Origin of the sequence: Paracoccus halophilus (genome assembly GCF_000763905.1) — a bacterium.
Classification (GTDB): Bacteria; Pseudomonadota; Alphaproteobacteria; order Rhodobacterales; family Rhodobacteraceae; genus Paracoccus; species Paracoccus halophilus.
Genome location: NZ_JRKN01000023.1, coordinates 13797 through 29511 on the forward strand (window position 1 = coordinate 13797; position 15715 = coordinate 29511).

The 15715-nt window shown below is 59.3% G+C and carries 9 protein-coding genes and 1 pseudogene; 6 read left to right on the top strand and 4 right to left on the bottom strand.

What is annotated here, in order from left to right:
- The first annotated feature begins 12 nt into the window (after positions 1 to 12).
- Entirely contained in the window at positions 13 to 5850 is a 5838-nt protein-coding gene (locus IT41_RS14165) for a hypothetical protein (RefSeq protein ID WP_036742594.1), read from the top strand.
- Between the two features lie 14 nt (positions 5851 to 5864).
- Here the strand turns inward: IT41_RS14165 and IT41_RS14170 are convergent, their stop codons facing one another.
- Positions 5865 to 6473: a recombinase family protein gene (locus IT41_RS14170; protein ID WP_036742596.1), complete on the bottom strand. Its 609-nt coding sequence runs from the start codon at positions 6471 to 6473 to the stop codon at positions 5865 to 5867.
- A gap of 94 nt (positions 6474 to 6567) precedes the next feature.
- Here IT41_RS14170 and IT41_RS14175 point away from each other — a divergent pair, with 94 nt between their 5' ends.
- The 3 genes and pseudogenes from IT41_RS14175 to IT41_RS20810 form a co-directional block, all read left to right on the top strand.
- Positions 6568 to 9471 carry a Tn3 family transposase gene (locus IT41_RS14175; protein ID WP_027238574.1) on the top strand — a complete coding sequence of 968 codons (2904 nt, stop codon included), beginning with the start codon at positions 6568 to 6570 and terminating at the stop codon, positions 9469 to 9471.
- 89 nt (positions 9472 to 9560) lie between these two features.
- Positions 9561 to 9875 (top strand): hypothetical protein, encoded by a 315-nt coding sequence (locus IT41_RS14180; RefSeq protein WP_036742600.1) that lies wholly within the window; start codon positions 9561 to 9563, stop codon positions 9873 to 9875.
- Between the two features lie 118 nt (positions 9876 to 9993).
- Positions 9994 to 10161: pseudogene (locus tag IT41_RS20810) on the top strand (IS110 family transposase); the annotation flags it as partial.
- A gap of 181 nt (positions 10162 to 10342) precedes the next feature.
- On the opposite strand, the gene IT41_RS14190 reads toward IT41_RS20810, so the two are convergent.
- Positions 10343 to 11563 carry a phospholipase D family protein gene (locus IT41_RS14190; protein WP_036742602.1) on the bottom strand — a complete coding sequence of 407 codons (1221 nt, stop codon included), beginning with the start codon at positions 11561 to 11563 and terminating at the stop codon, positions 10343 to 10345.
- A 168-nt stretch (positions 11564 to 11731) separates the two neighbouring features.
- Positions 11732 to 12415, bottom strand: a complete 684-nt coding sequence (locus tag IT41_RS14195; RefSeq protein WP_036742604.1) for a UPF0149 family protein — start codon at positions 12413 to 12415, stop codon at positions 11732 to 11734.
- 636 nt (positions 12416 to 13051) lie between these two features.
- Between IT41_RS14195 and IT41_RS20815 the strand changes: the two genes are divergently transcribed.
- Together IT41_RS20815 and IT41_RS14200 are read left to right on the top strand one after the other, a co-directional pair.
- Positions 13052 to 13402 (top strand): hypothetical protein, encoded by a 351-nt coding sequence (locus tag IT41_RS20815; protein ID WP_139221707.1) that lies wholly within the window; start codon positions 13052 to 13054, stop codon positions 13400 to 13402.
- Positions 13403 to 13419: 17 nt separating this feature from the next.
- A complete protein-coding gene (locus IT41_RS14200; RefSeq protein WP_036742606.1) occupies positions 13420 to 14865 on the top strand; it encodes a hypothetical protein in 1446 nt (481 codons plus the stop codon).
- A gap of 15 nt (positions 14866 to 14880) precedes the next feature.
- On the opposite strand, the gene IT41_RS14205 is transcribed toward IT41_RS14200, so the two are convergent.
- Positions 14881 to 15501 (bottom strand): hypothetical protein, encoded by a 621-nt coding sequence (locus tag IT41_RS14205; protein ID WP_197056003.1) that lies wholly within the window; start codon positions 15499 to 15501, stop codon positions 14881 to 14883.
- Between the last annotated feature and the right edge of the window lie 214 nt (positions 15502 to 15715).

Sequence of the window (15715 nt, forward strand, 5' to 3'; positions counted from 1 at the left end):
AAAATTAGACACATGCCCAAGGAAATGCCCTCTGATCCGTCTCTTCTCACCTTGGGCACGAGTTGCTTTGCCGAGGATCGCCTCCGCGCGATCTTTGCCTCATACGACCCCGAGGAGGGGCTCCCGAATGATATGCCAAGCTTTCCTATTCTCGAACTGGTACCGGATGCCCCATCCTTCCTCGCCAAGGCAGGGCATTTCTCTGCACGGGACATGAAGTTCATCGTCTCCCATGCCAATCTCGATGCGGACCCGAAGAACCCTCTCGCAGTCTACACCGAACTCATGCAGCGCGCCGAGAAAGACCCAGCGACCTTTCCTGCCTTGGAGATGAGCGTCGCCAAGAACAGGCTTCAATCGAAACCTGGGCACGCCCAACTGAAATTGGATGCGGAAAAGCTCTCGCGTTTCGTCGCCAAGTTTCCGACCGACAAGTTGAGACTGAGAACCAACCAGAGCCTCATGGATCGCCTCGGAGAGTTCGTCGAACCGGGGCCCGTTGCAACTGATCTATGGGTTGGAGCCTTCTTCGAATACTCCGTCCACTGCCTTAGTAATCCACCCCACGAGGAATACATCAACTTTGTCGAGATTTTGTTCTTCGGCAAGGGGTCCGAAAAGGATCTTGCGGATGAACTTTTCGCCATCCGTGATCGGGCCGACTGGGCAAACGTCGAGATCGTCATTATGAAGTCGCTGGATTACCTCCTCGAAAAGGGGGCCTCCAACCAACTTGACCCATCTCGGCTTTCCATACTGCTGAAAACAATCCTGGCGGCTTACGAGGTGGCACCGTCCGCCGGCTTTCTCCGCATGATCGGTCGCATCACGCAAAAGACCGCGGACCTCATGGATATTCCCCCCGCTGCCGATCCTCGTTGCTTCACCGAAGCACTGGACACGCTCGGCCTGGAAGTATCTTCCGAGACGATCGATGACGCGGCCTTCGCCTGCTTGGACGACCCCAGGCTGCGCGGCCTCGCCTTCAAGCTCAGGCATTACCAGGAGGAAGCTCTGGAGATGCGTGAAAGGCAGGGCCTCGTTGAAGCGCAGATCGCAGAAGCGACGGCGAACAAGCATTACGGCGCCTTGCGCGCCCTGGCCGAAGAGGCAGAAATCATATCCGAAGGCCTCGAGGCCGGTGAGCAGCTGAAAAAGCAGATGCAGGCCCTGATGGAGCTTGCCCTGCTTGGAGAGATCGAGAGCTTCGAGACGGAAATCGCCTCTTTCCCCTACCCTGAGAGCAAAGACGAGGAATTGGCAATCGTCCAGGGTGGCGTGCGCAAGGCCTCCCGGCCTTCCGCCGAAACGCCAGAAGGCCCGGTCAGGGAAGCCGAGGAGACCGCGGCCGATGCAGCCACGGCATCCGTTGACGAGACGTCGCCGTTGCCTGGCGCCGACGAGGAGATCGCAACCTCTCCCGCCGAAGAGCCCGCGGAAAGCGACAATCTCGCGGGCGAGCCAAAGCCTGACATGGACACGAAGGCAGAGACACTCCCTGCGGACCTCGCTTCGTTGGAAGCGGAAAGCCCGAGCGAGGATGTCGAGGATCGCGAAATCGCCGAGCCCGGTGATGACACGCTGGCCGAAGACGATCCTGAGCCCATGGCCGACGCAAAGCCCGCCACCGAGGAGACGCAAACCGACGCGGCCGAGGTCGAGCCAAAGAGTGCCAGCACACCGGATGCGGCGGATGCAGACCGCGAACCCACGGCGCCTGCGATCGATCCCGCCTGCCTAAAGGATCTGATTGCGAAGGACCTTCTCGGGATCGCCGCCAATGCCGCCGCAGCACTCGAGACGAACGGCAGCCGCTGGCTCATCAGCCATACCGCCCTGAAGGTTGCCGCCGCGTCGCGCTTTCCGCACCGGAACTATGGACAGGAAGCGCACAGCTTCCTCAACATGGCCACCCGCGCGCTGCAGCCACACAACGACATCTCGGCTGTCCTGACCCTCGGCGCGCTGCTCAGGCCCGCCATCGTCGTGAGCAACCAGACGCTCAGAGCCTCTCTCGTCGATCTGGCCCGGGGGCCGCTCGGCGCCCACCTCATGCGCGTGGCAGAAGCCGTCTCCCAACTCGACTACGATTTCCCGCCAAGCCCGGACAAGCTGGCGGAGATTTCCGGCACCCGCCTCGTTCCGCAGAAGAAACGGATCCTTGAAAGGCTCCTTGCCTGGCGGGACATCACAGCCGGAAAGAAATCGCGTTGGCCCTTTGCCAACCAGTTCATGCATCATGTCGTCTCCGACGCCGGGCTGATCGGGCATGCGATCCGCGATATCCAGGCGGGCAGCAAGCATGCTGCAAGCCGGGCGCAGCGCGCCATCGATGAACTCGGCGACACGAGCATGATCCAGGACCGGTCGATCGAATACGCCGCGGATGTCGGAAAGCCGACCGCCGGCATCCACCCGAAAGGTCTCGAATACCTCGACAAGCAGTTCGACGAGGCACGCGCCCTTCTCGGCGCCTGGATCAGTGCCGATGAACAGGAAGGCAGCAACGATCAGCGCAACAACGAGAAACTGCGCAAGACCATCGGCAACCTGAGGACACGCCTCGGCAGCGCCCGCGACATGCTCGACGGGATTTCAGGTGCGGACGATCTCGATGCCGCTGCTGCCGGTTGGCTCCGGGACCAGGTCGACCTGGCCCTCGAGGCCCTGTCCGGCCGCGACACGGGAAAATTCACGACGCTGCAGGACGCCCTCGGAGCTGAACACGACCTCCTGCCCGCGCAGCTGCACAGCAGGCTCGAGGATCCCAAGACGCGCCTCGACACTTGGCGCCATATCCTCGAGGACAGCCAGGTCCAGGAGCCCGAGGCCGCCTTCGCCGCGGCGCTCGCCTCCGGTGCGTTCGAGACCGCACAGCGGCTCAACTCACGCTACGACATCGGCGACACGACGGAATTGAAGTCCAGGGCCAGGGAGTTTGCACATCATTGGCTGGCGCAGATCGAAACGCGCGACCGGCGCCTCAAGACGCTCGCAAAGGTCGACTACGCGCATCAACAGGAACTGGCGCGCCGCCTCGACTGGTGTGAAACCGCGCGTGACGATCTTCTGGGCCTCGAAAGTGGCGACAAAATCGCCGACCTCCCCGAGATTCCCGAAGGCGTGGAGGAAATCGACAGGATTTCCGAGAAGATCGAACAGGCTATCCGGGACGACCAGGTTGAACGCATCCAGGAGTATCGCACCGAGGCCAACGCCGATGATGCCGACAATCTCCTCGATGAAATCGATGATATCCCGCTCGAGGCCGCCGAGGATCGTATTGCCCAGCTTCGCGACGGCCGGTCGGCGGCCACCATGGAAGCCGAAATCGACGGTCTCGTCGCGGCGTTCACCCCGGATTTTGTGACGGCAGCCTCCGGCCCGGATTGGCCGCGAACGACCGAAGGCTACAAGTTTGCTTTCACCCGCGAAGGCCCACTCAAGACCGAAGAAGACCGCCGTGCACCGGCCGCCGCATTGCTGGAGCTCTTCCACGAGGTCTGCAAATCCGCCAAGAGCAGCAATGCACCCTCTACCAAACTCAAGGCCCTCTTCGAGGACCTCGGCTTCGAGGACGCACGCGTTTCGAACGTCACCTCGCTCGGGCGCCCCAAGGCCTGGACCATGCGCCTCAACGGCAAGGTCGTTTCCGACGGCTGGTTCCTGCCGCCCAGTTTCGGATCGAATGCCACATCCTACCGGCTGCTGCTGATCAGCCCGGACACGCTTCCCGAGGCCATTCAGAAGGCCCTCGATCCCGAGGCCCCGACCATCATCCTCGTGGCTGGCATCATTGACATGGCGCGGCGCCACGAGTTCGCTGAGCGCCTGCGCGGACAGGCCATCCCGGCCCTTCTCATCGACGAGGCGCTCATCGCTTTCGCCGCCACGCGGCGCGAGACCAGGGCCCGCACTATCTTCGAATGCGGCCTGCCCTATGGCCGGGTCGAGCCCTACACGACCGATCCCGGCCAGATCCCCCCGGAGATGTTCTTCGGGCGTGAAACGGAGATGCGTGACATCCTGTCGAGGACGGCCGACGGCTGCCTTGTCTACGGCGGCCGCCAGCTGGGCAAGTCCGCCCTGCTCAGCCACATTGCCAGGACCCATCACTCCCTGGAAGACAACCGCATCATCGTCCGCCGGGACGTCAAATCATTGGGCAACTCCGAGAAGACCTCCGCCATCTGGAGCCATCTCAACGGCATGTTGTCCGATTACGGCGTCGTCCGGAAGGAGAGCAGGACGGCGGATGATATCTGCAGGGATATCCGCGGCTGGCTCGTCAAGAATCCCGAAGGGCGTATCATCTGCCTTTTCGACGAGACGGATTACTTCATGGCCTCGGAAACGAAAGCCGATTACCCCGAGCTCGGCCGATTGAAGGAACTCATGGAAGACACCGGGCGCCGCTTCAAGGTCGTCTTCGCCGGCCTCCATAACGTCAAGCGGATGCACCGTCAGCCCAACTCGCCACTTGCGCATCTCGGGCAGCCCATCTGCATCGGTCCGCTGAACCGGACCCAGGACGACAAGCGCGCCGCCTATGACCTCGTGGTGGAGCCGATGCGGTCGGCCGGGTTCCGCTTCGAAAGCCTGCAGGCCGTCGAGGATATCCTCGCTTGGGCGAACTACTTCCCCTCCCTCGTCCAGGAATATGCCAAGGGCCTGCTGTCCACGCTGCATGGTGCCGGCAGCGGGAAGGGATACCGCCTTGCGGAGGACGGGCCTCTCTGGGCTATCCCGACCGACGATCTGTTCAGCCATCGCAACTTCCAGCAGATCGAAGCGCGCGTCCGGGAGAAGTTCCACCTCACCCTGGACCTCGATCCGCGCTACGCCCTGGTGGCCTACACGCTCGCGCTTTTGAACCTGGAAGGCAACGAGCTCAAGGCACGCATGATCGGCTTCACGCCGGAGGAACTCCTCGATCACGCCAGTCCATTCTGGCCGAAGAGCGCCGAGCAGCCGACACAGGCCGCATTCGATGTCCTGCTGGACGAGCTCTTCGAACTGGGCGTGATCGGCAAGATCCCGGCGCCGGGCTCGGAGCGGGCGCGCTACTGCCTGCGCTCGCGGCAGGTCGCAGCCATGCTCGGCTCCTACGATGACATCGTGCGCGCCCTCGAGGACCTGAGCAAGAAGGACCCAGCCGTCTCCTATGACCGAAGCACCTATCGCCGCCCCTGCCAGGCTCCTGGCCAAGGCCCGAAGAGCAAGACACCGGCTTACTCGCCATTGACCGATCTGCAGATCGGGACCCTCTTCGACGATGCGGATACAAGCTCGCGTATCGTCTGCGGTCTTCCCATCTTGGGCCTGGACAGGATCGCGCCGGCGCTGAAGCGGATCCACGAGGAAGGTCAGCTCCCCATCGACCGTAAGGACCGCCGGATCGAGTTCGTCGCGACCGACGATACCAAGGCTTTCACAGCGGCCATCTCGAAGTCGAAGCCTGCAAACGGCCTGCGCGTGGTTTTCCATACGCCCGCCTCCGCTGAAGAGGCTCGGAGCGTCCTTTCCTGGCTCGAGAAGGGACAGAGCCCGGTTCTCGACGGCCACTTGCGGCCGGTGATCTTACTCGACGCCCGCGACCCGGAAATGAGAGGACTTGCCTGGCGACGCCGCGATCAGGCCGTTTTCCTGCGCCCCTGGGCGTCCGAGATGGTCCGGGTGCATCTTCATGCCATTGAGGAGACCCCGCTCGACACACCTGAAGACCGACGGCGCATTCTCGCCGCGACGGGCGGCATCCCCTCGCGGACTGTGGAGTTGATCGATGCAATTCGGCAATCCGACGACCGCGATGGCTTATTCGCGCGCTGGGAAAGGGGTGGATTCCGGTAGGGGGCAGGATCGTATCACAAGGAACTCTGTCGCTGCCGCTTCATAATATCGAGCACAGTATTTTTGCTGATCCCAAGGTCGCGGGCGATCCATCGGTATGATCGACCGTCTTCCACGGCTTGAATGACCTTTGGCGCGAGCTTGTCGGATTTTGGGCGTTGTCCTGGCTGGCGACCGAGCTTCTTTCCTCGCGCCCTTGCGGCGGCGAGCCCGGATTTCACCCTTTCGCTGAGCAGATCGCGTTCAAACTGAGCAATCCCGGCCAGCATGGTGGCCATCATTCGACCATGTGGCGTCTCTACTTCGAAGGTCATGCCGCTCATGGCTACAACGGAGACTTTCCAGCCGGCGAGCCTGTTCAGGGTATCCAGCAGGTCCTGAGTGGACCGCCCCCACCGAGAAAGTTCGCTGACCAGGATGGCGTCGATTTGTCGTGCCTGCGCCAGGTCGAGTACCCGGTTGCGCGCAACGCGATTGTCGGACGCGCCAGAGGCTTTTTCCTTGAACACTCCCACCACGTCATACCCGCCGCGCTCGGCGAACGCGGTGAGCTCCGTGACCTGCCGCTCGCAGGACTGGTCGGACGTGGAAACCCGGGCATAGATAGCGGCGCGCTGTCCCATTTGAACCCCCTTTGAATCGGGCCTTGCAAGTCGTTGGTTTTGCTGGTGCGGGAATTGTCCTGAACAGACTAATGACTAACAAGGACAAACTCGTATGCCAAGACGCTCTATCCTGACCGCGCGCCAGCGCGCGGCGCTGTTCGATCTGCCGACAGACGAAGCCACCATCCTCTACCACTACACACTGGCGGACGATGACCTCGAATTCATTCGAACCCGTCGCCATGCACGCAATCGCCTCGGCTTCGCCCTTCAGCTTTGTGCTTTCCGATATCCTGGCCGACTGTTGGCGTCGGGTGAGGTCATTCCAGAGGCCATCAGCAGCTTCATCGCAGCACAGCTTGGCGAAGAGATGGATGAGCTTTGCCGATACGCCGAGACCGACGTAACGCGGCGCAGGCATTTGGTCGACTTGCGCCAGCTCTATGGCTTCAAGATGTTCTCCGGGCATCGCGCGCGGGAACTGAAGGCCTGGCTGGCAGGCGAGGCGGAGGTGGCAACCTCCAACCATGATCTGGCCCGCCGGTTTGTCGAAGAGTGTCGCCGGACCCAGACGATCTTGCCGGGTGTGTCCGTGATCGAGCGCCTCTGCGCGGATGCACTCGTGGCGGCGGAACGCCGGATCGAAAGCGCCATCGTGAACCGGCTGGATGAGGATAGAAAGGCCCGCCTGGACACCCTGCTCACGGAGATGGTCGATGGCACGGTCAGCCGGTTCGTCTGGCTGCGCCAATTCGAGGTTGGTCAGAACTCGGCCGATGTTGGCCGCCTCCTCGATCGGCTGGAGGTTCTGCGGGATCTGAACATCTCGCTAGATATCCTCGCGGGCATTCCACCCCATCGGGTGACCGGCCTGCGGCGTCAGGGCGAACGCTACTTTGCCGATGGTCTGCGTGACATCAGCAGCGACCGCCGCCTGGCCATTCTCGCGGTTTGCGCCGTCGAGTGGTGTGCCGCGATTTCCGACGCGGTGGTCGAGACCCATGACCGGATCGTCGGCAAGACCTGGCAGGGCGCGAAGAGGCTGTGCGACGCCAAAATCGCCGACGCAAAGGCGGCGGTGCAGGACACCCTGCGCGCCTTCAAATCTCTCGGGTCGGCCCTGCTGGACGCCAGAAGCGATGGGTCTTCCTTGGATCAGGCGACAGAGCTGGCTTGCGGGTGGGGTCGGCTCGAAGGGCTGGTCGCCACCGCCGCCGAGTTGACGCACACGATGGCCGCAGACCCATTGACCCATGTTGGCCAAGGTTATCTTCGGTTCCGGCGCTATGCCCCGCGCATGCTGCGCGTTCTCGATATCGAGGCGGCGGGTATCGCAGCTCCCTTGCTGCAGGCGACCGCGCTGATCGCAGACGATGAAAAGCCCGAAACCCGCCCAGTTGGCTTTCTGCGGCGCGGCTCGAAATGGCACCGCCATCTGAACGCTGCCGCCGGTGACGGCCATCGGCTCTGGGAGGTTGCGGTGCTGTTTCATTTGCGGGAGGCGTTCCGGTCGGGTGACATCTGGCTCCTCCATTCCCGGCGCTACGCTGATCTGAAGCAGGCCCTGGTTCCTGCGGAGGCGGTAGAGGGCGCGCCAAGGCTGACGGTGCCGCTCGACCCGGAAACCTGGCTTGCCGATCGCAAGGCGCGCATGACCGACGGGCTGGCGCGACTGGCCAAGGCGGCTCGCGCAGGGGCGATCCCGGGCGGGTCGATCGAGAATGGCGTCTTGAAAACTGACCGCCTGAGTGCGGCGGTGCCGCAAGAGGCGGACGAGCTGGTGCTCGATCTCTACGACCGGTTGCCGACCATACGGATCACCGAACTGCTGCAGGAGGTCGATGCAGATATTGGCTTCACGGAAGCCTTCACACATCTGCAGACCGGCGCGCCCTGCAAAGACCAGATCGGGATGCTGACCGTGCTGTTGGCTGAAGGTTTGAATCTTGGGCTCAGCAAGATGGCCGAAGCGACCAGCACACATGACTACTTCCAACTCTCCCGCTTGTCGCGATGGCATATGGAGAGCGATGCCATCAACCAGGCCCTCGCCTTGGTAATTGAGGCACAGGCCCGGCTGCCCATGGCCCAATTCTGGGGCGGGGGCGTCACCGCGTCCAGTGACGGGCAATTCTTCCCCGCCGCCCGGCAGGGCGAAGCCATGAACCTCATCAACGCGAAATACGGCTCCGAGCCAGGCCTCAAGGCCTATACCCATGTCTCCGACCAGTTCGGCCCCTTTGCCACCCAGAACATTCCGGCCACCGTGAGCGAGGCGCCCTACATTCTGGACGGGCTGCTGATGAACGAGGCCGGACAAAAGATCTCGGAGCAGTATGCCGACACCGGTGGCTTTACAGACCAGGTCTTTGCCGTGACCGCGCTGCTGTCCTACCGGTTCATTCCGCGCATCCGGGATCTGCCGTCAACGCGGCTCTATCTCTTCGATCCCGCCACCGCGCCGAACGAGTTGCGCGGCTTGATCGGCAGCAAGATCCGCGAAGGCGTCATCGTCCAGAACTGGCCTGGCGTCCTGCGTGCCGTGGCCACCATGGCGACGGGCGTCCTGCCGCCCAGTCAGTTGCTCAAAAAGTTCGCCGCCTATCCGCGCCAGCACGAGCTGGCCGTGGCGCTCCGCGAAATCGGCCGCATCGAACGCACCCTCTTCATCATCGAGTGGCTACTCGACGCCGACATGCAGCGCCGGGCCCAGATCGGCTTGAACAAGGGCGAGGCCCATCACGCCCTGAAAAACGCCCTGCGCATCGGGCGACAGGGCGAAATCCGTGATCGCACCGCCGAGGGGCAGCACTACCGCATGGCCGGCCTCAACCTGCTCGCTGCCATCATCATCTACTGGAACACCAAGCATCTCGGTCAGGCCGTCGCCGCGCGTCAGCGGGCCGGGTTGAATTGTGCGCCCAATTTACTGGCGCATATCTCGCCGCTCGGCTGGGCACACATCCTGCTCACTGGCGAATACCGGTGGCGGCGGCAAACCGGGGCCAGCTTGTGAAGTAATCAGCCCTATTTCTTGCCACCGTCACGGCTCCCAAACGGACGCACCGCGATCATCGCCACCACAAAGGCGGCACAGAGTTCAAAATGGAGGAAAGAAGGGGGTGTCAGGGCCTTGTGATACGATCCTGCCCCCTACCGGAATCCACCCCGGAAAGCTCTATCGACCCGCGGAGCGACATTTCGTCGGACGACCTGGCAGATGTCATTGCCGCGATCGAAGACGCGCAGGAGGAGGACTACGAGGCACTCGACGAGATCCTGCAAGGGGAGTTCGGAAAAGATCTCGTCACACTGGCACCGGACCTTGTCGCAACCGCGCTTCTGTCTCTCTGGTCACCCGAGCAACGCATCATACGGAAGTCGGCGCTCGGCCTTCTCGTGGAGGGCACAGGCACTTGAAAGCCCGCGCAGCGGCGCCGCCGATGGTGTCGCTGCACGGCTCTGCTGATGTGATCGCCCCCCCCACGGCATCGATGTGCCAAGCTTGGTCTGCGATGATCCACAAAGGAGGACGGTCATGTTTGAGATTACCACGGTTGGGCTCGACCTGGTGAAGAATGTGTTTCGAGATCATCGGGATGACGGATCGGGTCGAGCGCTGTTGCGCAAGAAGCTGAGGCGGAACCAGATGCTGACCTTCTTCGGCGACCTGCCGCCCTGCATTTTTGCCGTCGGCTGGGGGCGATCATAACATCAGAGCCCACGCTACCTCGAAGGACCGGTCTGGGGAAGCTCCGCTGCAGTGACTGCGTAAAGTACCGAGGTCCGCACTGGGCCGGTACAGCGACGTGCCGGCATCGCGGCGGCTGGAGGGTTGCTTAGATAAGGGCGCGGCGCGATGCCGGTCCATCTCATCGAAGACCAAGTCAGGCGGCCTCATCATAGTAGAGGGTGTCGAGCATGGCTACGCGATAGTCCCACAACTCGCCATCGCCGCCGCTGGGATGAGGCACGTTGTACCAAGGCGACGACTGGATCGGCACGATGATCCGATCCCAATAATTCGCCAGCGAAAGCGTCGTAGGGGCAAAGTTCAGTGCCTTGGCCAAGTTGCCCTTATTCTTCCCGTTCGCGCAGACAAATGTGTCGGGGCGCTTCATGGCAAGAAGCCTCGTCGCCGTCGGAAACTCTCCAACATGATGGGCGTCGGCATCCATAAATGCCTTGCGGAAACGCCGACAATATTCCTCGAAATTTTCGCGAGTGACCGGGTCCTTGCGGGGGATGCAGTCTACCGCGTCGCTGAGCTGGCGGTCCTGCCTTGAGATAAGGCCCGCAAAATCGCCATTGCCGCCCATCGATCCGAACCACCCCCAGTCATGGATGTCGAGACCTGCGGCGATCCTCTCGGACTTACCGAGGGTGCCCGCGATCCCCTTTCTCTCCGTCGCCGTGAGATCAGAGAACCGCTCAACGCTCGCAAAAAGGCGCTGAATTTCTCGAAGCAATTTCATCCGACGCTTGAAGTTATGATGCGGGTCGATCTTCGCCATGGCTGCGAAATCTTTCCAGCTCATCATCGCCAGCGGCGAGGTCAGGCCCTTCCCCCCACTCTTCTCGTTAGGGAGGATAGGGTCGCGCTGGCCACGCTGCCTTCGCACCGCGTCGTATTGCCGACGGTAACTGTCCGCCAACGTCTGAGTGACGCGCTGCTTGAGCACGTCATAACCTGACAGCTCGCGTTGGATCTGCTTGAACATGTCGCCGTCGGCCGGCCCCTCAATGTGGACGCAAGCCTCATGGTTGCGATCAAGACCACCTTGCGTGAAATTGGCGCTTCCGACAATTGCCTCCGCCTTGCCGCCGGCCTGAAACAGATAGAGCTTGGGATGGAAGATGCCGTTGTCCGCCTTGGCAATGAAGGCATTCTTGGTGCCGATCAAGCGCTCCACCAGATCGGGTGAGGTCGCGAAACCGTTGAGGCCAAACGTGACCGAACGGAATTTTCCGCTGTTCTCCATCAGGAGATCGGCGAGCTTCCCATTATAGCCCCACGCTACCGCGATCTGAATATCGTCATAGTCTTTGATCAGACGCTTCAGTACAGATCGCGTTCTTTTCGCATCGAGCAGCGCTATATTCATCATTTCCAAACCTAGGCCTTTAATATTTCACCGGATTTTTCACAGTCTGCCAGCGCTCCGCAACTCGAATTGCTGCGCGCCATGTCCAATGGCCGGTTCGGGGAATGCCGCCACGCAGCACTGTCGAGACTCGACCGTCCGGTAAGGGCCGTGAGAGACTTGGGCGATCGGTCAGTTCCGACCGCAACATTGCTTGTATTTGCGGCCCGCCCCACAGGAGCATGGGTCGTTCCGCCCGGGCCGGGGACCGGCGTTGAACGGCATCTCGGAACGATTTGCGGGCTCCATGCGGGAAAGCTCGGGACGAGACTGATAGAGTATCGTCGCAACGCAGTTCGGGATCAGATTGGGTGCTTCAAGGTCGATTTCGTCGATCTCCTCATCCGTGAACTTGCTGTGGCCAGTGTATATTTCCTGAAGCGCCATCAAGAAGATCATCGTCGTCCGCGTCTCTTCGTCGGCCTGAGCGAGCAGTCGATCCCAAGCATCCGGTCTTAGCCCCATAGCGCGAGTGAAGCCATCGATCCAAGGCTCCCACATCACCTCATCACTGTTGGGGTCAACCTCGTAGATGGGTTCGATCGAAGGTGAGCGGGTCATCGCCTCCGCAACCGAGTTGTAGTGAGCCATGACGGCACCGACCGTGGCTTCGGCGGTTTTCTGATCGGGAAAATTTGCCTCACCTGTCTCTCCCCAGACATGGGACATCCATTCCGAGGGCGGGATCATATCCGGGCAGGCAAGAACACCGACTACGTAGCCATCAAGTTCACTGAGCGTCATGGGCATGTTCTCGATGGGCAGCCCATGCAACAGCGCGCTGAGACGCTCGAGTTCCTGATCGGACTGGTCCATAAATACCTTCCGGTGTTGCTCGGAATTTTTTACTCTGCGCGACGCCAACCCGCAATCCGCGCGAAGCCTGCTTCAAGCTCGGACAGGAAGATTGCTGCAGGCACGCCGAATGTCCGAAGTGGTGAAGCCGCGACGTAGCATCAGATCGTCGCGCCAACGTCTGCAAAGGGCCGCCCTTGCTGATGGCAAGCCTGCGACGGGTATCCTGGGCGTCGCCGCAGCGCCGCGTGTCGGCTCAGAGCCCGTTTTTGCCTACTGCTGCGGGCTGCACCAGCGGCGGGAATGCCGACCTTGCGGTCATCCGACCGATTCTGTCAGGTTGCCTCGAGCCGCCCGAACGCCCTGTTCGACGAATGGCCGCCATCGCTCTTATGACGGACAAAACCGCGCCAGAACCTCCGTGGTTTTGGCTGAGGTTTCTGTCCGATCCAGGCCTATGAAATCACTTGAACCCGTCGTGACGCGCCGGAAACGACCTTTTTTTGTTCACCTTTTGACCACTTGCCCAGATAAAGCAAACCGAGCCACCTCTCTACTACACCGGTTTACGATGATTTCACGCCCTTCTCGTGCTATACATCTTTTGAGCGATATGAACGTCAAAAAGCTTGTAGAAGTAGTTTTTGGAGGATTGTGATGGTTCGGTTTCTTAGTGCAGCTACAATGGCAGAAATTACTTCAAGCGTGGCAAACGCCGAAACCGTGGACACGACAGGTATTGAAAATTTCCTGACGAACTTCAAAGGTGCGTTCGTGACAACTGACGTCAGCCGACGTTGTGATGACCACTTTGTTGCTCTTCAAACGGTTCGATCAGCAGACTTTGATCTCTTATTTGAAGTCGCAAAATCCCGTTTCGATGGGAAAATTGATGATGGTGCTGCTAGGGTATTCTCCTACTCTGCATACCTAGATATTCTTCTTCAAACGTACATCGCAGCCAGAGATGACGATTGCATAGCCGAAATTGATTTTTCTAATCAGTAAAGCTGTTGGGGGAACAAATGTCAGTTGTAACAACGGCCATAATTGCGGGTGCCACTGCCGCGCTCACGGACGTAGCAAATGATGCGATCAGCGTTCTATATGCTAAACTGAAGTCATTGATCAAAGATGTAGCTGACGACTTTCGCTTCGAGGAGATCGAAAACTCGCCTAACGATGCATCCGCACGGGAGGCGGTCGAGGAGCACGTGTCTCAAAGCGGCATCGACAACTCTGAAGAGATCAAATCTCTGGCTGAAGAACTGGTTCGGGAGGCTCTGGCCGAAAACTCCGGTCTCAGTAGAGCAGCCCTAGTTGACATCAGGGAACTGGCTGTAAGAGACGACATCGTTTTTGAGAATATGAATCTCGACGGCCCTGTCATTCGCGGTGAGAAATGGGAGTCAAGAGAAGGTGGATTCCGGTTCGAAGGCTCGACTGACAGAAGGGATGAAACCCCTGCGGAGAAGGGTCAATCTCCAACCGTTAGCGTAGGCTCTATCACAGCAAAAGAGTCAAACATCATCACGAGCATTTTTTATTCTATCCCCAAAAAGATAAGACTGGTGATCCTATCGATTTTGGCCGTTGTTGTTCTGATTTTTTCCTTTCAAATCATCATGAAGACCATCGATGACAGGAACCGCCGGGAGAGTTTTGACAATGCATTCAGAACGGCCTTAAGCTCCAACGAAGGAAGTGAGTATAGCTCGTCTGTCAACTATGCTTTGAACACCATTCCAAACGCCATTCGCAGGACGCGCGATAGTGACCATTGGAACCGATTTAACTACAGCTGGAACAAACACATCGACCGGATAGAGCGGTTCTATTCTGAGATTTCTAGTGGTCTTGCAAATGGCAGCATGTTGCCAGGGGATGAGAAAGAAAGTGTTTGCAATCAAGTCACCAATATTCTCGGTTCCCACTATGACATTCGCCGTCGCATCGAAACAGTTGTAGGGATTGGGATCACAGAGGGCGGCGCGGATGGAGGGGTTCTTCACGCCTTGGGCCCAGTGATTAACGTACCAGACACATCCAATCTAGAAAATGTCTATGCGAAGGGATGCGACGGAATTCTTTCGACACTCAAGAACCCTCCTGACACTCGCACCGAAGAGGAAAAGAAAGCGGACGAGATAGCCACTCTTGAGGCATTTATTGAGGAAACTAGCGCGCTGAAAGCGCTGGATTTAGAGGCTGAAGCGTCAAGGACAATTGATCAATTCATTGGCACATACGCTGGCTTCCTGATCAATCGCGGGATGTACGGTCCCGATGCAAGAGCAGAAGCACGTGTCGCTCTTCAGGAGGTACTCGACGGCGGCGGATACCATTATGAAATCCCTGGCATGAACGATATTGTGGATCGAATCTCTTTCATAAGAAGGCTCGCCAACCGTGATCTTGACTCTGAACTGGCGGCATTGGAACAAAGGCTGCAAGAACTCAAGGCCGACTAAGAGCCCCTGTTGTCGTTAAGCAGTAGTGTAAGAGATCGCTGCATAATAGCGTTTCGCATATGATGCGATTAGAGCCTGCTTATCGGTCCCGTTAACAACCTTCCTGGCACCCTCCCAGTCTTGTTTCACATTAACAAAATAGTCGGAAAGTTTCTTTCCTGTGAAAGTCCCTAAGATCATACCCTCAAAGATAATTTCTGTCGCTCTGCTGTGATTCATCACCTTATCAGCCTTGGCGCGGCTACTTGTAAGGTCAGTTCCTAGCCGGTTTTCCCAATCCGCATAGTTGTAGCGTCCGGTGATCTGCACAAACCCTCGTCCGTGAAACTTCACTCCATCTCCCTTAGCCAAGTTGCCTAGGCGTTTTGCTACTTTGGGCCGATCACCGTCGATGTCGTACATTCTGAAAAAGTAGCTGTCGCTACCGTACTCTTTAATTGGCTGCATCTTCCGGTCAACTTCGTGGTGCGCAGTGGCTAGGACATACGCTAGCCATCTGTCGTCCTTTGCAGCGTGATGCTGTTCCCAATAGTCGAGTAGGCCAGTAAGCCCCTGCACTTGAGCCTTCCGAAGTGACCCATCAAAGAGTGTCAGACGCACTGTATCGAAAAAGAACTTTCTGTTTATCTTACTCAAGGCACCCTCCCAGAGAACTTTCTACAGTCTGCAGTAAATTGTTTTTCCAAAATTTTCAGATGCCAAAGCACCTATCTAAGTAACTATAGCTTGAATCTCGGATTTTGGGTAGTGTATTGAGGTGTATCTTGATCGCCCACCTTGGCATGTCGATGCCGCCGGGAGGGCGGATACAGCATCAGAGCCCAACAGAGCCCCTCGATGACAAAAACGA